Origin of the sequence: Methylophaga thiooxydans DMS010 (assembly GCF_000156355.1) — a bacterium.
Taxonomy (GTDB): domain Bacteria; phylum Pseudomonadota; class Gammaproteobacteria; order Nitrosococcales; family Methylophagaceae; genus Methylophaga; species Methylophaga thiooxydans.
On record NZ_GG657899.1, the window covers coordinates 345,450 to 365,625 of the forward strand.

16 protein-coding genes are annotated in these 20,176 nt (G+C 45.4%); 12 read left to right on the forward strand and 4 right to left on the reverse strand.

Annotated elements, in window-relative coordinates; translation table 11 throughout:
- Positions 1-12: 12 nt before the first annotated feature.
- Complete coding sequence (locus tag MDMS009_RS10545) at positions 13-765, reverse strand: endonuclease/exonuclease/phosphatase family protein (protein ID WP_008291781.1); 753 nt, start codon at positions 763-765, stop codon at positions 13-15.
- 187 nt (positions 766-952) lie between these two features.
- Here MDMS009_RS10545 and htpG point away from each other — a divergent pair, with 187 nt between their 5' ends.
- From htpG to MDMS009_RS10590, 9 genes are all read left to right on the forward strand, one after another.
- Positions 953-2,860 carry a molecular chaperone HtpG gene (gene htpG, locus MDMS009_RS10550; RefSeq protein WP_008291565.1) on the forward strand — a complete coding sequence of 636 codons (1,908 nt, stop codon included), beginning with the start codon at positions 953-955 and terminating at the stop codon, positions 2,858-2,860.
- Between the two features lie 88 nt (positions 2,861-2,948).
- Entirely contained in the window at positions 2,949-3,836 is an 888-nt protein-coding gene (gene hslO / locus MDMS009_RS10555; RefSeq protein ID WP_008291347.1) for an Hsp33 family molecular chaperone HslO, read from the forward strand.
- Positions 3,837-3,915: 79 nt separating this feature from the next.
- Entirely contained in the window at positions 3,916-5,187 is a 1,272-nt protein-coding gene (locus MDMS009_RS10560; protein ID WP_008291467.1) for an NAD(P)/FAD-dependent oxidoreductase, read from the forward strand.
- A 36-nt stretch (positions 5,188-5,223) separates the two neighbouring features.
- Positions 5,224-8,433: an exodeoxyribonuclease V subunit gamma gene (recC, locus tag MDMS009_RS10565; protein ID WP_008291410.1), complete on the forward strand. Its 3,210-nt coding sequence runs from the start codon at positions 5,224-5,226 to the stop codon at positions 8,431-8,433.
- On the forward strand, positions 8,430-11,924 hold the full coding sequence (recB, locus tag MDMS009_RS10570; RefSeq protein ID WP_008291664.1) for an exodeoxyribonuclease V subunit beta: 3,495 nt from the start codon (positions 8,430-8,432) through the stop codon (positions 11,922-11,924). Before recC ends, recB begins: the two co-directional genes overlap by 4 nt.
- Positions 11,917-13,653, forward strand: coding sequence for an exodeoxyribonuclease V subunit alpha (gene recD, locus MDMS009_RS10575; protein WP_008291673.1), 1,737 nt, complete (start codon positions 11,917-11,919; stop codon positions 13,651-13,653). Before recB ends, recD begins: the two co-directional genes overlap by 8 nt.
- 147 nt (positions 13,654-13,800) lie before the next feature.
- On the forward strand, positions 13,801-14,898 hold the full coding sequence (locus MDMS009_RS10580; protein WP_008291487.1) for a hypothetical protein: 1,098 nt from the start codon (positions 13,801-13,803) through the stop codon (positions 14,896-14,898).
- A gap of 223 nt (positions 14,899-15,121) precedes the next feature.
- Positions 15,122-15,919, forward strand: a complete 798-nt coding sequence (locus MDMS009_RS10585; protein ID WP_008291398.1) for a hypothetical protein — start codon at positions 15,122-15,124, stop codon at positions 15,917-15,919.
- 322 nt (positions 15,920-16,241) lie between these two features.
- The gene (locus tag MDMS009_RS10590; RefSeq protein ID WP_154647020.1) at positions 16,242-16,724 is read left to right on the forward strand and encodes a hypothetical protein; all 483 of its coding nucleotides are present in this window, start codon (positions 16,242-16,244) and stop codon (positions 16,722-16,724) included.
- A 194-nt stretch (positions 16,725-16,918) separates the two neighbouring features.
- On the opposite strand, the gene MDMS009_RS10595 is transcribed toward MDMS009_RS10590, so the two are convergent.
- On the reverse strand, positions 16,919-17,161 hold the full coding sequence (locus MDMS009_RS10595; RefSeq protein WP_008291624.1) for a type II toxin-antitoxin system Phd/YefM family antitoxin: 243 nt from the start codon (positions 17,159-17,161) through the stop codon (positions 16,919-16,921).
- A 219-nt stretch (positions 17,162-17,380) separates the two neighbouring features.
- Between MDMS009_RS10595 and MDMS009_RS10600 the strand changes: the two genes are divergently transcribed.
- The 3 genes from MDMS009_RS10600 to MDMS009_RS10610 all read left to right on the forward strand — a co-directional run bounded on the left by MDMS009_RS10600 (position 17,381) and on the right by MDMS009_RS10610 (position 18,943).
- On the forward strand, positions 17,381-17,866 hold the full coding sequence (locus tag MDMS009_RS10600; RefSeq protein ID WP_008291774.1) for a VOC family protein: 486 nt from the start codon (positions 17,381-17,383) through the stop codon (positions 17,864-17,866).
- A 42-nt stretch (positions 17,867-17,908) separates the two neighbouring features.
- Positions 17,909-18,451, forward strand: a complete 543-nt coding sequence (locus MDMS009_RS10605) for a lipocalin family protein (protein WP_008291428.1) — start codon at positions 17,909-17,911, stop codon at positions 18,449-18,451.
- 282 nt (positions 18,452-18,733) lie between these two features.
- The gene (locus tag MDMS009_RS10610) at positions 18,734-18,943 is read left to right on the forward strand and encodes a cold-shock protein (RefSeq protein WP_008291689.1); all 210 of its coding nucleotides are present in this window, start codon (positions 18,734-18,736) and stop codon (positions 18,941-18,943) included.
- An 86-nt stretch (positions 18,944-19,029) separates the two neighbouring features.
- Here the strand turns inward: MDMS009_RS10610 and tatC are convergent, their stop codons facing one another.
- Both tatC and tatB read right to left on the reverse strand, forming a co-directional pair.
- A complete protein-coding gene (tatC, locus tag MDMS009_RS10615) occupies positions 19,030-19,761 on the reverse strand; it encodes a twin-arginine translocase subunit TatC (RefSeq protein ID WP_043888196.1) in 732 nt (243 codons plus the stop codon).
- Positions 19,758-20,156, reverse strand: coding sequence for a Sec-independent protein translocase protein TatB (gene tatB / locus MDMS009_RS15865; protein ID WP_008291739.1), 399 nt, complete (start codon positions 20,154-20,156; stop codon positions 19,758-19,760). Before tatB ends, tatC begins: the two co-directional genes overlap by 4 nt.
- Positions 20,157-20,176 lie beyond the last annotated feature (20 nt).

A 20,176-nucleotide genomic window follows, 5' to 3' on the forward strand; every position in this document is an offset into this window, starting at 1 on the left:
AAGCTGCCTTCATTACAGTTCAAAGGAGGCAAGCAAGGGGGCGTGATCGGATAAACGATTCCAAGTTGAATGCGGTGGCCGCTCACAGATGATCGGTTCCATGCCGCGATAATAAATGCGATCCATTTTTAATACCGGCATCCACGAAGGCCAAGTTCGTGCGTAGCGATTATGTAAGGTGCGAAACGCCTCTTTCAGGTTGAGGTGCTGTGACAGCCGTTTTTCAGCTTGGCCTGCCCAGTCGTTAAAGTCACCCGCCACAATCAATGGTGCATCGTGTGGCACATGGGCATCAATACGCTCGCACAAAGTCACAAACTGACGCCGACGTTCCATGCCGATAAGGCCGAGGTGAATACAGATAATGTGCAAGACGTCATCACTCCAAGGCAATTTGATCTCACCATGCAATAGACTACGACTGGCCCATGTGAAAGGGGATACATTGATGTTTTCCCAGCTTTGTAACGGGTATTTGCTCAAGATAGCATTACCATGGTGGCCAACACTGTAAACCGCATTTTTAGCATAGGCATAGTGAGGCCAGACATCACTAGCGAGAAATTCAAAGTGGGGTTCTTTAGGCCAGTGCTGATGCGTCAAGCCATGCTCGCTGTGTGCGCCCTGAATTTCCTGCAACAACATGATATCGGCATTGGTTGCCACCAACGCATCACGAATCGGGTGCAAAGTGAATTCGCGGTTACTGGTGTTGAAACCTTTGTGCAGGTTATAGGTAAGGATTCGGAGCTGGTTTTGTGACATTAAACATGAATTCCAATCATAGATATCACCTTACAGCAGTCTGAACTGTGTTTGTTGCTTTTTTATTATGTTGAGAGCGTTGAAAAAAGCCAAGCTCAAAAAGCGATAGATTGACTCTTGATTTTATAAAACACTGTCCCCATTTCATTTCCAGTTACACAAACAGCCATATGGAGGCATTATTTCAATGAGCGTTGATGCACACAAGGAAACATTGGGTTTCCAAACTGAAGTCAAACAGTTATTGAATCTGATGATTCACTCTTTGTACTCAAACAAAGAGATCTTTTTGCGTGAATTAGTTTCCAACGCAGCCGATGCAGCGGATAAATTGCGTTTTGAAGCATTATCAGATGATGCACTTTATGAAGAAGATGGCGAATTAAATATTCGCGTTGCGTTCGATAAAGATGCCGGCACTGTCACCATCAGTGATAACGGTATTGGTATGAATCGTGAAGAGGTTGTCGATAATATCGGTACCATTGCACGAAGCGGTACACGCAAATTCTTCGATAGTCTTACCGGCGATCAAACCAAAGATTCACAACTGATTGGTCAGTTTGGTGTTGGGTTTTATTCTGCTTTTATCGTTGCTGATAAAGTGACATTGCGTACCCGTCGTGCCGGATTAGGTGCAGAATACGGTGTGCAGTGGGAGTCAGCGGGTGAAGGTGAGTTCACCATTGAAACTATCGAAAAAGCCGAACGCGGTACTGAGATTATTCTGCACCTGCGTGATGGTGAAGATGAGTTCTTGAATGGTTGGCGTCTGCGTAACATCATCAGCAAATATTCAGATCATATCAATCTGCCAATTCTGATGGCGAAAGAACCCGTCCCGAATGAAGACGGTGAAATTGATGAAGCCGATCAAGGTGATGAAACAGTCAATAAAGCGACTGCATTGTGGACGCTGGCTAAGAACGATATCTCAGACGACGAATATAAAGAGTTTTATAAGCAGATTGCTCATGACTTTCAGGATCCAATGACCTGGAGCCACAACAAAGTCGAAGGTAATCTGGAATACACTTCATTGTTGTACATCCCGTCTAAAGCACCATTTGATCTGTGGGATCGCGATCGCATGCATGGCATTAAACTGTATGTGAAACGTGTTTTCATCATGGAAGACAGTGATCAGTTGATGCCGCGTTATCTGCGCTTCATTCGTGGCGTGATTGATACCAACGATCTGCCATTGAACGTATCGCGTGAAATTCTGCAAAGTAGTAAAACCATCGATACGATTCGAGCCGCTTCAGTGAAGAAAGTGCTGAGCGAACTGAACAAGATGGCAAAAAATGAACCTGAGCAATATGCTGAGTTCTGGAAAGAGTTCGGTCAGGTGATTAAAGAAGGCCCGGGCGAAGATTTCGCCAATAAAGAGGCCTTGGCAAAATTACTGCGTTTCGCCAGCACTGAAACGGGCAGCCAAGAGCAAACCGTGTCGCTGGAAGATTACGTCAGCCGCATGAAAGATAAGCAAGATAAGATTTACTACATCACAGCAGAAAGCTTCGCCGCGGCCAAAAATAGTCCGCATCTGGAAGTCTTCCGCAAGAAAGGTATCGAAGTCCTCTTGCTGTCAGACCGTGTTGATGAATGGCTGACACAATCATTGACTGAGTTTGATGGAAAACACATGCAATCCGTTGCCAAAGGTGACTTGGATCTGGGTGAGTTGGAAGACGAAGAAGAGAAGAAAGCACACGAAGAAATCGATAAAAACTTCGAAGACCTGGTTGAGCGTGTCAAGAAAACATTGGATGAGAAAGTGAAAGATGTTCGCATCACACACCGTCTGACCGATTCACCAGCCTGTCTGGTTGCTGATCATTATGACATGAGTGCTAACCTTGAACGTATGCTCAAAGCGGCAGGGCAGGAAGTCTCCGGTAGCAAGCCTATTCTGGAGCTGAACCCAGAGCATCCTATGGTCGCGAAACTCAAAGATGAGGCAGATGAAACGCGCTTCACGGATTGGACATCGATCATCTTTGATCAGGCTTTGCTGGCAGAAGGTGGTCAACTGGATGATCCGGCCAACTACGTCAAACGCATTAACGAGCTGTTACTGAAGATCGCTTAGTTTCAACCAGAGAATGCGATAGAATGGCCGGATATTATGTCCGGCCATTTTGTTTTTAAAAGGGCTATCTAATTCAGGTGGGAATGACGTGAAGTCAGATTGTTTACAACGTTTTATTTTTGATAATGCGCCGATTCGTGGTGAATGGGTTAGCTTGCAAGAAAGCTGGCAAGAAGTACTTAACCGACGCCAGTATCCTACTGCGATACGCCGTGTTTTAGGGGAAATGATGGGCGCGGCGGCCTTGTTAACTGCTACCGTGAAAATCAGTGGCAGACTGGTTTTACAGATCCGTTCAGAAGGCCCCGTCAGTCTGATGATGGTGGAATGCACCAGTGAAAATACCCTACGGGCTTTTGCACAGTGGGACGGTGAGGTATCGGATGAAGCTGGCTTAGTCGACTTGACGGGTGGCGGCACACTGGCCATCACGATTGAAGCTGAAGGGGCAAAACAACCTTATCAAGGTGTGGTCAGTCTTCAAGGCAATAGCATTACCGAAACGTTGGAAACCTATTTTGAACAGTCAGAACAATTAGCCACCAAAATTTGGTTATATGCCAATGAGCATAATGTCGCTGGCTTGTTTTTACAGCAGCTTCCAAGCGAGGAAGCGCAGAAGGAACAAGCGGAAGAAGATTGGTCTCGCGTCAGTCAACTTGCTGCCACGATAACCGATGAAGAGTTACTGACCCTGGAAATTGAAACCCTATTGCATCGCTTGTTTCATGAAGAGCAAGTGCGTTTATATGAGCCCGCACCACTTAAGTTTGCCTGCACCTGTTCACGTGCCCGCGTGGCTGAGACGATAGGTATGCTGGGGCAAGCAGAAGCAGAAGAAATCATCGATAGCGAAGGCAGCATTGAAGTTGCCTGTGAATTTTGTAATGAACATTATCACTTTGACCGAGTTGATGTGACCGAATTATTTACGAATACGGTGTCAACTGAGGGTGACCCGGATACATTGCATTAAGCGTATTCGCTTGCTTAGCTCAGCATAAAGTACTAGTTTGAGCATTTTTATTCGACAATAGCCGGGACATCCTAATTTTATGGCTCATGTGGTTATTATTGGTGCCAGCACCGCCGGACTCCCTGCCGCATATGAATTAAAGGCGGCATTAGGCGGGCAACACCGTGTCAGCGTGGTATCTAACACGCCTATTTTTCACTTTGTCCCCAGTAATCCGTGGGTTGCTGTCGGTTGGCGCACAAGACAGCAAATCAGTTTTGATTTGTTACCGCCACTCGCTGCTAAAGCGATTGAGTTCTATGACAGTGGTGTAAAAACGATTCATGCTCAGGATAATCAACTAACCTTGGGCGATGAGTCGACATTAGAGTACGACTATCTGATTGTAGCTACAGGCCCAAAACTAGCGTTTGATGAAATTGAAGGGCTGGGGCCAAAGGGCTTTACCGAATCTATTTGCACGATCGGACATGCTGAAGATGCCTACGTTAGCTGGCAAGATTTTATTAAGGATCCCGGTCCCATTGTTGTCGGTGCCGTTCAGGGCGCGTCATGTTTTGGCCCCGCCTATGAGTTTGCAATGATCATGAACCGGGCGCTTCGCAAAGCTAAAGTGCGTCATCAGGTGCCGATGACCTTTGTCACTCCAGAGCCGTATATTGGTCACATGGGACTGGCGGGCGTGGGTGACTCTAAGACCTTATTCGAGTCTGAGTTTCGTAAAAATGATATCAAGTGGATCACTCAAGCGCGGGTGAAATCAGTTGAATCCGGCAAAATGCTGGTGGAGCAAGTAGACGATCAGGCCGAGACGATCAAAACGCATCAGTTACCGTTTAAATATTCAATGATGATTCCTGCCTTTACCGGGGTAGATTGTGTCGCAAACCTGGGTGGGGATGCGGTGAACCCAAGAGGGTTTCTCAAAGTCGATGAATATCAGCGAAATCTTGTATATCCAAATATTTTTGGTACAGGTGTATGCATCGCCATTCCACCTGTAGAAGCTACTGCATTACCGGTCGGTGCGCCTAAAACAGGTTATATGATCGAAAGTATGACCAAGACGGCGGTAGAGAATATTGCTGCCAGCATCGAAGGACGTGAGCTGAAAGCGCAAGCCAGCCTGAATGCGATTTGTCTGGCCGATTTGGGGCATACGGGTGCCGCCTTTGTCGCCGCTCCGCAGCTACCGCCCCGCAATGTGGCGTGGATGAAAAAAGGACGTTGGGTACAATGGGGAAAAATGGCGTTTGAGAAATATTTTTTATTCAAAATGAAAAAAGGCATACCAGAACCTGCGCTGGAAAACTGGGTGCTGAAGCTGCTGGGTATAAACAAACTGAAATAACACCAGCAATACAAATTTGCTGTTAGGGAGTCACGGATGCTGAAGATTGTATACAGTAATGATACTGGGCAGCTTGCTGCCTGGCTTGCTGATCACCTTCTTTCAGAGCCGTTACCACCGCTGCAACCAGAAACCATTATTGTTCAAAGTAATGAGTTATCTCGGTGGTTATCGTTACGACTGGCTAAAACTCACCAAATAGCCGCCAACCTTGAATTCCCTTTTCCTTCAGCCTATATCTGGCAACTGTTTCGTCAACTCTGGCCTGATGTGCCATTACAATCGCCCTATGCCAAAGAGCCTATGGCATGGCGTTTATTTGAACTCTTACCGCAGGCTGCGAGCTTGGATGGTTTTGAAGCTGTGGCAGCCTACTTGGGTGGTGACGATGATGATCTGAAACGCTACGAGTTAGCAGAAAAAATCGCGGATACCTTTGACCAGTATCTGATGTATCGGCCTGATTGGGTTCAGCAATGGGAACAAGGCCAGGCAACCAGCTGGCAAGGCAAACTTTGGCAAATGCTGACAGCCGATGATCCGCAGCCCATGCATCGCGCCCGCTTACTGCAGCAGTTGCATGATTTGCTTAGTCATTCTGATGTTGTACCGCCGGGGCTGCCAAATAGAATCAGTATTTTCGGCATATCAGCACTGCCACCGGTTTATCTTGAGATTGTTAATTTACTAGCGCGATATGTCGATATCACGCTTTATTATTTATCACCCAGTGAGCATTATTGGGGCGATATTATTGATCCGAAAAAACAGCAACGACAGCAATTGCTACTCGACTTCAATGAGGATGAAATTGAGCCGGGACATCCTTTACTAGCGAGTCTTGGTAAGCAGGGACAGGCGTTTTTCAGGCAATTGCAGGAAACGCAGCATTTAGATGACAGCTGTTTTGTTGAGCCGGTTGGCGAGACAATGTTATCGCAGCTCAAACGCGATATTTTCGAGATGGCGACTGATCAGCCTTCCGTTGCTGTGAAGGATGATACATCGATCTCAATCCAAGTTTGCCACAGCCCGATGCGGGAAATGGAAATCTTGCACGACCAGTTATTGGCAATGTTTGAACAAAACCCGACGCTGACACCAACCGATATTGTGGTGATGACACCGGATATTGATGTTTATGCACCTTGGATAGAGGCGGTCTTTGCTACCGCTGACAAATCGCGATTTATTCCCTTTAGCATTGCTGACAGTAGCGGCCAGCAAGAAAGTTTACTGATTACTACTTTCTATAGTTTTTTGCAGTTGCCACAGTCCCGATTTGATGTTGAATCAATATTGGCCATGTTGGAATGTCCTGCTGTGCAACGCCGATTTGGCCTGGATGATGCGGCATTGAACTGGATTCGTGAATGGTGTCAGCAAACCCGCACACGCTGGGGATTGGATGCCAATGACAAAGCGGCCTTGGATTTGCCCGATACAGAGTCCAACACCTGGCGGGCAGGCTTAGACAGATTACTGCTGGGTTATGCGATGCCATTAAATGAACCTGACCAGCCATGGCGTTTGTTTGACGGGCAACTGGCGATGGATGGTATCAGTGGTGAGCGTGCACATATTGTGGCGGCTTTATGCGATTTTATCGATGCTCTGGATGCATGGCGGCAAAGACTGGCGAGGCAAAATACCATTGCTGATTGGCAAAAGCAGCTTAATCAGTGTCTGGATGCCTTTTTCAACACAGAAGGACTGGAAGAAACACAGTTTGAAACGGAAATCACCGCGATCCGAACACAACTGGAACGGTTGAGTAGCGGTGCGAAACAAGCCGACTTCGAACAAACTATTGGTGCAGACCTGATTCTAAGCTGGCTGCAATCACATCTGCAGCCGGTCGATAATGCACATCGCTTTCTCGGACATGGCATTACATTCTGCGGCATGGTGCCGATGCGGAGTATCCCATTTGATGTGGTTTGCCTGGTCGGCATGAATGATGAGGTGTTCCCGCGTCGACAACCTAGCGTAAGTTTTGATCTGCTAGCGCATGATCACCGAGAAGGTGACCGCTCACGGCGTGATGATGATCGTTATCTGTTTTTAGAAGCTTTGTTATCGGCACAACAGACGTTTTATATGAGTTATGTCGGTGCCAGTGTGGTGGATAATAGTGAGATTCCACCTTCGGTGTTAGTGAGCGACCTGCAGGACTTATTAGCTGAACGGTTTGAAACAGAGACGACTGCTACGATTCTTGAACAGATCATTACCAAGCATCCATTACAGGCGTTTAGCAGACGCTATTTTGATGGTAACAATGACCAATTGTTTAGTTTTAATGCCTCGCACTGTCCAACGCAGGAAATGCTGGAACAAGCGAACTGGTTTGAGACGCCCTTGCCTGAAGCTGATGATAGTTGGCGTCAAGTCACACGCGATCAATTAATACGTTTTTTTGCACACCCCACGAAGTTTATTTTGCGTGAACGTCTCGGCATTAGACTGGAGTTGGATGAAGAAGCGTTAGAAAGCCGCGAACCGTTTGCTCTGGATGGCTTAGAAAGCTGGCAGTTACGCCAATGGATAGTCGATGAAAGCCTCAGCCAGCATAGTGATGAAGGGCTAAAGCCCGTTGTGCAGGCAACCGGTATGTTACCGCAAGGCCGGTTAGGGGATGCCTGGTTTGAAAAAGAGTCACAAACGGTCGATGACTTTATTGAGAAGCTGCGTCCGGTTTTGCCTGAGCAGGGTTGGATAACATTAGCGATAGATTTGAATATCGATGGATTTCAGATCAACGGGCAATTGCCTCAGTTTAGTCAGCAAGGCTTATTGCGATATCGACTCGCAAAAAAGAAAGGTAAAGATCTGATTGCAGCTTGGATTGATCATTTGATTCTGAATATTCTCAAGCCAGAGGGCGTGACTCTACAGACGCATTTGATATTGCAAGATGCCGAGTATGTGTTTTTACCTGTCACCGGGCCGACTCAAATTCTGGCTAATCTACTCAAACTGTACTGGCAGGGCTGTCATTTACCATTGAAGTTTTTTGATCAAGCAAGCTTGGCTTTTGCGGCAACATATTTTGGTAAGAAGCCCGAACAAAAATTCAAAAAAGCACACGATAAATGGTCGGCAAGTGGTGATTTTGCCGGTGAAGGCGATGATAACTATTACCGCCGACTCTATTCACAACCGCCATTAGATGATGAGTTCGCTGAACTGGCGATACAAGTTTATGAACCGTTGCAGCAGCATCTGCAAGAGGGCAAGTTATGAGTTTGTTTGATGCTGCTAACGTTGAATTGAAAGGCGTCAACCTCATTGAAGCCAGTGCTGGCACGGGTAAGACGTTTACACTGGCGGAGCTGTATTGTCGCTTAATCACTGAACAACAGTTGGAAGTGAAAAACATCCTCGTTGTTACCTACACACGCGCCGCGACGGAAGAACTTCGAGGTCGCTTGCGTAAACGACTGGTCGAGGAAAGACAAAAACTGAGTCAGTTAGATGCGGTCGATGACAAAGTTATTAAACGACTTAAATTGGCGATTCAGAGTTTTGACGAAGCCGCTATTTTTACAATCCATGGTTTTTGTCAGCGAGCGCTACAAGACTTTGCGTTTGAAAGCGGACATGCCTTTGATGTGGAAATGGTCACGGATGAAGAAGAGATAAAGCAGGCTGTGGTTGATGACTTCTGGCGTCGTCATGTCAGCGCTGCAGATGCTAACTTTGCCCGATTTCTACTCGCTCAAAAACAAACACCGGAAACCTTGTTAAAAGCCGTAGGCAATCTACCCGGTAAACCCTACCTGACTTACCTGCCATTACCCGAAGTGGATATTGAAAAGGCACAGTCTCAGGCAGAGGCAGACTTTGTTTCACTCAAACAATGCTGGCTTAACTACCAAGCAGACATTATTGCGGTAGTGACTGACAACAGCTTATTATTCGCCAATAAGTACCGCTCAGATTGGGTAGCGAACTGGCTGCTGATGCTGGAAAACTTATTACAGCAGGAGACCTTGCCTCAGCAGGTTTTTGAGCAACTCGATCGCTTTACCCGAGAGCGTTTAGAGCCAGCACTAAAGAAGGGAAAGACCTTACCGGATCATCCTTTTTGGTCACATGCTGAGCGGTTTCTTCAGTCTCACCAACAGCTTAATCAATGTCGTGACATAGCGCTGCAACAACTTCGGATGCAGCTGGCGAATTATCTACGTCAGGAATTACCCAAACGTAAACAAAAATTGAAGCTTCAGGCATTTGATGATCTGTTACTCAATCTGCAACAAGCCTTACACAGTGAGCAAGGTGATGTGCTGGTGGCACAAATTCGCCAACAGTTTCAGGCGGCTTTGATTGATGAGTTTCAAGATACCGATCCGATTCAATATGATTGTTTCAGAACGGTGTTCGCCGACTCAGGCAGCCCCGTGTTTTTTGTAGGCGATCCAAAGCAGGCCATTTATAGTTTCCGTGGTGCCGATATTTTTACTTACCTGGATGCCAAACAAGCCTCGCAACGCGAGTTTAATCTGGATACCAACTGGCGTTCTCATCCCTTATTGGTGGGCGCAGTTAACACCCTGTTTGAGCAGGTAGAAAAGCCGTTTATTTACGACGATATTCCGTTTTATCCGGTGAAAGCTGCTCGACCTGATACGCCTGCGTTAACGCTTTCGAAACAGGCGCTGCCACCATTAGAATTTGTCTGGGTTGCAGATGACGGTGACAAGGCCATTAATAAAGGCGACATGTTAACGACTGCCGCTAACAGTACTGCAAGCCAAATTGCCGACTTGATGCAGCAATCTTCACAAGGTGAGGTGACACTGACAGATAAAGAGGGTGATAGCCGAGCATTAAATGGCGGTGATATTGCTGTTCTAGTACGAAGCCATTCGCAGGCAACGGCCATCCAGCAAGCGTTACGCCAGCGCGGCATAAACAGTGTGCAACAGTCGCGTGACAATGTGTTCAAGTCAGAACAGGCTGTGATGCTAGAACAGGTGTTACTGGCGGTAGCGAAACCCGGCAATAACAGCTTGATTGCAACTGCCTTAGCCACGCCGATTTTTGCTAAAACAGCATTAGACATTTACCAACTGCAACAAGATGACAGCCTGTGGTTAGAACAAACCGATTTATTTCAGTCGCTGCATGATAGCTGGCAGCAGGATGGCTTTATCGTTATGTTTCGGCGCCTGATGGAGCAGCTTGATATTCAACGTCGGATACTGCAACAGTCCGATGGTGAGCGGCAGTTAACCAACCTGATGCACCTTGCTGAGCTGGTACAGGCATATGCCAGCCGTCGCAATAGCACAATAGAAGCGATTCTGACGTGGTTAGCTGGCCAACGACAAGCCAGTTCTGCGGCACAGGATATGGCACAAATTCGTCTCGAAAGTGATGAACAGCTGGTTAAAGTCATTACCATTCACACCAGTAAAGGTTTGGAATATCCGATCGTGTTTTGTCCTTTTCTTTGGCATCAGGGAAAGCCTAAACAAAAGCCCGAGCTGATGTTTTTCCATCGAGACGAAACCAATCAAGCGTGCGTGGCGTTTGGTGAACCCGGCTTTAGTGAAGCAGAGCCGATTGCTGAAGCCGAGTCCAGAGCTGAAGATCTGCGACTGCTTTATGTGGCATTAACTCGCGCCAGAGAGCGCTGTGTCATTATTTGGGGCGCAGCCAAAAACTGTGAAGACACAGCAATGTTTGGTTTATTACATCGTGACTTAGATACCTTGAACCCCGCTCAGATGCACAGCGATCTTGCTGAGCTGAGTGCTGAGCATCCCAAGTTCATCCGTCTTCAGACTGTGAATGAAGAGGTTGAAAATGCTCCAGTGAAACCTGCGACAGAAGTAGCTTTATCTGCTCGTGAGTTTAAAGGCAGAATTCTGCCACCGTGGCAGATCAGCAGTTTCAGTGGCTTAACGCGAGGCCACCATGTCGAGCAACCGGATTATGATGCTGACTCTGTGCTCAGCGAGTGGCAGACCCCGGTTGAAACGCGACATGATCGCTTTGGTTTTCCCAAAGGGGCGAATGCGGGTACCTGTTTACATAGTTTATTTGAGCATTGGGACTTTCAAACCACGGGCGATGAATGGCAGCAGTTGATTCAAAAAACATTAAGTCAGTATGGCATTGATACGGATTGGACTGATGTGGTCGAGCACTGGTTGCCATCCGTTGTCAGCTCGCCGTTGAGTACTGAGAGTGCATTAACGCTGAACTGCATCAGCCAAGACAAACGGCTTGATGAAATGGCGTTTTATTTCCCTGTTAGCCAGCTAAAGGCACAAAAACTTAAAACCACCTTGACTGGTTTTGTAACTGAAATGCCGGTGTTGAAAACAGTGCTGAATCAACTCAATTTCAATGACGTTACGGGTTTTATGAAAGGCTTTATTGATCTCATCTTTGAGTTCGAAGGTCGCTTTTATATTGCCGATTACAAATCAAACTGGTTGGGAGATAAAGCGGAAGATTACGATAAGGTCGCCTTGGATGAAGCTATGGTGACGCATGGTTATCCGCTGCAATACCTTATATATAGTTTGGCCTTGCACCGTTATTTAAAAATACGTCTGCCGGATTACGATCCTGAGCAACACTTTGGTGGCGTTTATTATCTGTTTATTCGTGGCATGCAAGCTGAGTGGGGCCAAGCGGGGGTTTATTTTGATAAACCTTCTGCGGCATTACTTGATGCGCTGGATGCGTGTATGCAGCAGGAGAGTGGCGATGACTGAGGCCATTAAACTGTTGCACCAACAGGGGGTTAGTGGGCTTGCGTGTCAGTTTGCGACGTTTATTGATCGCAAAGAAGCAGGTAAAAGCACCGTGGTGAGTCTCACTGCTGGTTTACTCACAGAGGCTATGTCACAAGGCCATGTGTGTTTAAACCTTGCCAACCCGCCTGAAATCATTCATCAGCTGAATGCTTTTTTGCCCAACAATGCCACTGACTGGCAGCAGCAATTACGTGAAGCGAAAAGTGTGGGTAAACCGGGTGATTACACACCGTTAATACTGACAGAGAGTGGGCTGTTATACCTGTATCGTTTCTGGCGTGATGAGCAAGATGTCGCACACGCCATTATGCAAAGACGACACGCCGTCGATAACGTAAACCTAGAGCAGTTGCAGCAAGACTTAGCCAACTGGCATAACCCGATTGCAGGGGTTGATTGGCAAAAAGTGGCAGTGGCAATGGCGTTAAGTCGTCATCTGGCGGTCATATCCGGTGGCCCCGGTACCGGCAAAACTACGATAGTGCTGAAAATTTTGCAGTGTTTGCAAAACCAATCTGACTCCCTGCGAATTGGCCTTGCTGCACCTACTGGCAAAGCCGCCGCACGGCTTCAACAATCCATCAGTCAACAGCAAACCGCAGAAGTTAAAACCCTGCACCGTCTGCTGGGCATTACCGAGCATAATGACCAAGGTCGTTATAACGCTGAGCGACCTTTACCATTAGATGTGTTGATCATCGATGAAGCCTCAATGATTGATATCAGCTTAATGGCAAAATTAATGCGGGCTATGCCAGCCAAAGCAAGGTTGATTTTGCTCGGTGATAGTCAGCAACTGGCTTCGGTTGAGTCTGGTGCGGTGCTGGCCAACCTGAGCGAAAGTCAGCAAGGCACGTTTACAGCTGACTTTGTTGCTCAATTTCCGGCACTGGGGTTAGAAGATAATACCCATCAGAACGAAACAGCATTGTTGATAGATAGCTTTGTTCGACTGCAACATAGTTACCGCTTTGATAAAGAGAGTCTGGTTGGGCAATTGGCTGATCATGTGAATGCCGCGGATGCTGAGACAACGCTACAGTTACTGAATGAGCAAACAGAGGCTATCTGGTTTAGAACAGATGAACGCAGTCTGTTAAATGTCCTGACGACTGGCTATAACGCCTTTATCAATGCCGTTGAGAATAGACTCCCGCCGCAAGATATTATTCAGGCCTTTGATCAATTCCGCGTGCTGGCAGCGTTAAAGCAAGGGCCACAGTCGGTAATGTCTGTGAATAGACTGATGTCACGCTTTCTGGCACAAAAAGGCTGGCGAACCAATCAAACATTCTACTCAGGTCGACCGATCATGATTACCCAGAATGACTATCGTCAGCAGTTATTCAACGGCGATATCGGTATTATTCTGCGAGATGCAGATGGTCACCTCAAAGCCTGCTTTTATTTTGGTGAAGCGTTGCGTTGGGTTAGCCTCAACCGACTGCCTGCCCATGAAACCGTATTTGCCATGACCGTTCATAAAAGCCAGGGCTCAGAGTTTGATGCGGTGAGCATCTTGCTGCCCGACGAAATCAGCCCGATATTAAGTCGTGAGCTGCTCTACACGGCAATAACGCGGGCTAGAAAAACTCTGACTATTCTGGCTGTGGAGAATGTGTTGAAGCATACCATTCATCGACGTCATCAGCGTGAGAGTGGGTTGAATCAGCAACTTGAAAAATAAAAGTGCCACTTTTTTGGCTCGTTTATATTTTGTCTTTGCTAGATTTAATTTTTTTATTACTGGGAATTGTGCTTAAGAGGCCGCCCGTGAATAATTATTATGAGACCAATGGCCTCATTAACGGACTGTTAAGCATTTGGAGAGACAATGGCGCAAGGAGTAGTTTCAGACAACTGGTCGTTACAGGATATAACAACTCTATTTACTGAGGGGCTTGAGCATGACGTCGCAGGTGAAATTGTTTTTAATGGTGAAGCACATTCATACCGGCCTGTATCTAGTGCCGTCATTCAAACAGAAGCGCTATTCGACTTCATTTCAGACCTAATTCTTCGTGACGAAATATTGGTCGAGGAAAAATTCACATACTCATGGGAAAGAGTTCATAGCCCGATATTAGAAGCAAAGAATCTCGGAGTGGTACGAGCATATCCATTTTTATCTGAGGCTGAAAAAATTGCAGGCCCTCGTGATCGGATCATTGAACATATATGCTCTACGGAATCTTTGCGGCTTTCTCATCAGAAGAATGTGGATGGCTGGAATACTAATAGACAAACACCAGACTCGCTTTTATCTGCAACTTTATGGGGCGGCGCTGGAATGTGCGCCAGAAGTTTTGTATATGAAAAAAGTTACACGCCTCATCCATTGCGAAAGAGACTTTTTTTAAACTCAGGTTTTATGCTTCCTGCAGCTGACGCCCTTCATCAGCTGACTACGTTTTTAGATGATCAGAAAGTAAAGGTAACAAAGAAAATTTATGGCAATGACTCATTATTTTCTGCTTACATTAATATTCCAGCATTACCTATTAGAGTCATTCAAGAAGCTAACTCTGCTGATCAATTGGTTACTACTGCATTACAAATGAGAGCTGATTTTCAATCACTTCGTGATTGGTTGAAAATGTTCCAGAATGCAATGGGTGAAGACGATACAGAGAGCCTTTTAGGTTTCAGAAAGCAGCTTGACTCAGTAAACCAATATATAAATAAAAAGATTGGATTTGGATCTAAAAACAAGCCTGTAACAATGGAAGCAGGAATGGGAATTTTCAAGATTGCCACTCAGGGCAATCCCTTGGAGAACCTAAAAAATCAATTTGGTGTAAGAGCTACACTTAATAAATTAGTTTTTGGCGGTGCAGGAACAGTCGAGTTAAAGAAATATGTCAGCATGTTTGGCGAACGGGGATCAGAGATAGGCTATGAAGTTGAACGCTCTTTCACGCAAAATGCTTAACAAACGCATGTTGTCGGACTGGTTTTCCGCTGCGCTAAAAACCAGCCGCAAATTCGTTCGATATGTAGCCTGAGCTAGAGAAAACCTCTAGCCAAGCGTTTAAATAAGATTAAAATAAAATTGGTATCATCGTCTAACGGTAAGACATCGGTTACTAAAAGTTTTTATTTAAAGCCGGAAATGCAGGTTCGAATCCTGACAATGCCACCACTATAGGTTCTCTATGTCTGAAACAAAATATTTGAAAGTATTCTTGGATGATATTGGACATAGCGTTCACTGTATGAACACGATCGCGGTTTCTCTCTCGCAATTAACAAAAGAAACAACCCCTCCAAAAGAATTGAATATTTCTTGGAACCCCGGAAATGTTGATAGCTCAAGCATTAATGCTAGGCGGTTTGCAATAAAATCTTCGATTGTCTACTCGGTCGAAAGCCTGTTCGAATACTTATCAAAGATAAGCAAGGACAATTTTTGGTCAGGGACTGGTAAAAACTTTAATGAGTCATCAAAACAAAATATCTCGAAAGCGGATAGAGTTTCAGACTTCTTAACAGGAATTCCAAATATTGAAAAAGAATGGATGATCTTGACTGAGTTACTCTGTCACTGGCGAAATAAAGTAGTTCATGCAAGCTCGTCAAATGCGTGCATCTCGAAATCATCTAAGCAGTATTTGAGGGAAAGATCACAGCAAATATTCGATGATCTTCATCATTTTGATGTGAATATTGCCTTGGATAACTTCGAAAATAAAAAATTCACACTAAAAGATGTTACGACCTTAATTACCATGCTCATAAAATGTGCCAGAGCAGTCGATTCATACTTTATTTCAACAGCTAAATCTCTGAGCGATGCTTCTATTTATGAGGCATTACTAAGTAACGATTCTTTCCAAACCATTGTAAAACAGTCGGAAAGTGGTAAGCGATATCGCCAATCCATTAAGTGGGTCGAATTGAATTATGGTTTTTTAGGCAAGGGTACAATTGAAAGTGTTGTTAAAGCTACATAACAAATCAATCAACTTCGCGCCTTCGACGCCGGACGCAGCAAAGCTGCGCTGGTTATTGAGGCGTTAAGCCTCCTTTGGAGATCTTGTGCCAAAGTACAGAAGCATATTTGACGCTCCCCCTGACGTAATAAACCGCTATTACAGACGAAAGTGGACGCGAAAGTACTGGCCTCCCGTTGAAGCTGCAACACGGCGATACTCTAGGGTTGTTTTGACCTTCCGGGAAAGGAAGAAGAATAAAGTTTTGAAGGCCACTCTTGAGACGTTCAAGAGAGAGGCCGAGCGGGCAAACAGTAAGGGGAACGAGTGCACACAGGCGCTCATGAATATGGGGCTGTTTTACCTGTTGGCCGAGAACGATATTCAGGCTGTCAAAATTGATGCTCTAACTCATCCTGATGAATGGAAGAGGAAGTTGTCACTGAGGATTATTCTGCTCACCATTTATGAATGGGACATGGGTAAAGTGGCAGGAAAGAATCTCAAGACCTTGCTATCTCGCTCTTCGGTACCCGAAGAAGTACAGAAAGAGTTATTCGAATCACTGAGGACGCTGAAGAAGGCACAGCATAAAGCAGCGAAAATACTTCATCAGCCTAGGAATTCTGTTATTGCTCATCGAGATGCCAATGCATTGGCTCAAGTAGAAACTATCGAAAGCTTGAATGCCAAGGAGGTATTCGGTGCCGCAGAGGACTTTTATGCGTCTTCAGATCGATTTATGGGTGCATTATCAAAAGTACTATTGCAAGCAGGCAGCTTACACGGCTTGGTTGCTTTTATGCTTAATAAAAAGAAGACTTAACAAGTGGCTGTTGTCGGACGCACCTACGCTGGCGCTCCGGCACGCCGCAAAGCCATGGCGTTAGAAATCAGAGGAAGGAAAATCAAAGGGGCAGAACGCTTGAAATAAATCACGACTCCTTAATTTCCAAACTTTTAGTTTTGTGGAGTATCGTTTTGTAAGCATCCTAAGTCTCTCTTCAAAGACCGGTGAGTTCATCCACCTGCTTTGCTTGGTTTACGGTTGTGAGTTTCAATAGAGGCTGCAATTTGCTGCATCAGATCGCGATTTTGTAGAACGAACAACGTTTCTTGTTCGCGCTCCCAATCATCTGCGCTCAGTACTACAAAGGCACCTCCAGATCTGAGATTGACTTTCAAAGGCTTATTCTTCCTAAATACTTGTTCTAAATAGCCTTTCAAGTTGTTCCGAAACTGGTTTACGCTTATGGTATCCATGAATTCACCTTTATGTATGGAAATCCCATTCAACTATATATCTAAAGCACTAGCAAACTAAGGAAACCAAGTTATATGACATCTTGATTCTGCTAATGTCTGTCAGACTAGTTTACAAATAAATAACGAATCAATTCTTTGTGATCACATTGTGATTTCGTTAGAACGTTAAAGCAAACTCGACACTGCTCAAGTGACTTCTAAAAAAGGAGGAAAGCTATGGTGATACCAGCTAAAAATACTATCTGTCTATGGTTTGATGGTGATGCCGAGGAGGCAGCTCGGTTTTACGCTGACACCTTTCCTGACTCATCGGTGGGAGAGATAGAGCACGCACCGGGAGACTACCCTTCAGGTAAGAAAGGCGATGTGTTAACCGTATGGTTTACGGTAATGGGTATTCCATGTCTGGGACTGAACGGTGGACCTGGCGTGAAGCATAACGAAGCATTTTCTTTTCAGGTGACAACCGAGGACCAAGCAGAAACTGATCAGTACTGGAACGCGATTATTGATCACGGTGGCGAGGAAAATGTTTGCGGTTGGTGCAGAGACAAGTGGGGTATCTCATGGCAAATTACGCCTTTGGTACTGACGCAGGGCATTAGTGACCCAGATGAGGCGGCCGCCAAGCGCGTGTTTGATGCAATGATGACGATGACAAAGATTGATATCGCCGCGATTGAAGCCGCAAGGCGAGGGTGAATGGCGACAAAAGTTTACCCATAAAGTAATACAATACTACTCATGAAAGAGTTAAAAATATTACTGATAACAGTCATGTCATTCATGCTGGCGGCATGCTTTGGTATGCCTGAGACTGTGACACCCGTGAAAAACTTTGAAGTCGAACGCTATCTCGGCAAATGGTACGAAATAGCACGGTTGGACCATTCTTTTGAGCGCGGTCTTAACAACGTTTCTGCTGAATACACAATACGTGATGATGGCGGTATAGCAGTGGTAAACCGTGGTTATTCAGTTGAAGAAAGGCAATGGAAAACCGCAGAAGGAAAAGCCTATTTTGTGAATGACAAGGACGAGGCTTATCTTAAGGTGTCTTTTTTTGGACCCTTTTATAGTTCGTATGTTGTGTTTGAGTTGGAACAACACAATTACGATTATGCTTTTATTTCAGGGCCGGATACGTCGTATCTATGGCTTTTATCTCGAACGCCTGACGTGGAGCAAGGTGTAATAGATAACTTCATCACGATGTCACAAGAGCGAGGGTTTGATACTTCTGAGCTAATCTTTGTTAATCATGATAAAAGCAGTCATGGCGACTGATGACAGGTTATGACCTTATTTTCATTAAATAATCAGCAATATACCTGCGAACAATTACGCTGAAGTTGTGCTGACAGAGCAAGCAATTAAAAAATAAAGTTCGACAAGCATCATCAAACCCTATACCGTATCCATTGCTAAGAAACAATTTTCTGATTTACATCCTACATTTCGCCGTTTTATTCGTAATACCTCGTCCTGCAGTTTTTAAGTTCCAGTCTAAATTTCCATGCAATTCAAGCCTCTTGAAGGCGTTATCTTATTAATTTACAGGATTTTATTATGTCTAATACAACAACAGGAACCGTTAAGTGGTTCAATGAAGCGAAAGGTTTTGGTTTTATCGAGCAAGCATCTGGCCCAGATGTTTTTGCCCATTTCAGTGCTATTGTAAGCTCAGGTTTTAAAACGCTGATGGAAGGTCAAAAAGTTGAGTTTACTGTGACAACTGGTCAGAAAGGACCACAAGCAGAGAATATTGTTGCCGTATAAACAATAGCTCACGCTATTTAAAAGGCAAGTCTTTCGGGACTTGCCTTTTTTTATGCCTGCTCTAAAGACAGACTGATTATAAGCTGTTAATTTTCATATTGTTGTACCTGCTTTTGCATCATTCCAGCTACCACAATACCGGCTTCATAGAGCAGCCACATCGGAATGGCGAGCATAAATTGTGAAATGATATCGGGTGGTGTGATGATGGCACCGATGACGAACGCACCAACAATCACATAAGATCGTGCTTCACGCAGATCAGTGATGCTGACTATACCGGCAGTGACCATCAGTACAACAGCAACGGGTGTTTCGAAGGCGAGGCTGAACGCAATAAATAACCCAATGATGAAATCAAGGTATTTGCCAATATCGGTCATGACGGCAACACCATCAGGTGTCGTGCTGGTTATAAACCCAAAAACGACTGGAAAGACTAAAAAATACGCAAAGGCCATACCGCAAAGAAAGAGTATGACGCTGGTAATAACCAGCGGTGCAATGAGGTGTTTTTCATTGGAATACAGACCTGGCGCGATAAAAGCCCACAGCTGATAAAGCGTGTGTGGCGCAGAAATGATAAATGCGGCCAGCAAGACGACTTTCAGTGGGACAAAGAATGGTGTGGTCACCTCGGTGGCAATCATCTGCCCACCTTCGGGTAACGACTGCATTAATGGCGTTGCCAGAAAAATATAGATGTCGTTAGCGAATGGCATAAGTGCCAACATGACAACGACTAAGCCAGCAATGATTTTCAGCAGCCGGTTACGCAGCTCCAACAAGTGGGAGAAAAAAGTGTCTTTGGTGTTCAATCGACTGGTTTCCCTGTGCTTGGCTCAGTTACATCTGGATTAGTCGTAATGGATTCATCATGACTATCGGTTTGATCGGTTTGATCGGTTTGATCGGTTTGATCGGTTTGATCGGACTGAGGTGGCCGACGAATGACGTTCTCAACGGGCTGCATGCCGCGTCGCAATTCATCATTCAGGCCGCTATTATGTTGTTTTAACTCGTCATGCAGCTTTTGTAGATCTTGGTTTTTCAGCTCATTGTCGATATCACTCTTTATGCTACTCATATAACGCTGCATGCGCCCCATGAGTACACCTGCTGTTTGAGCCAGCTTGGGGAGTTTGTCTGGCCCAATTACTATCAGTGCGATAACACCGATAACGATAAGTTCAGGGAAGGCAATATTGAACATGATTAAGACTGGTTCATGAA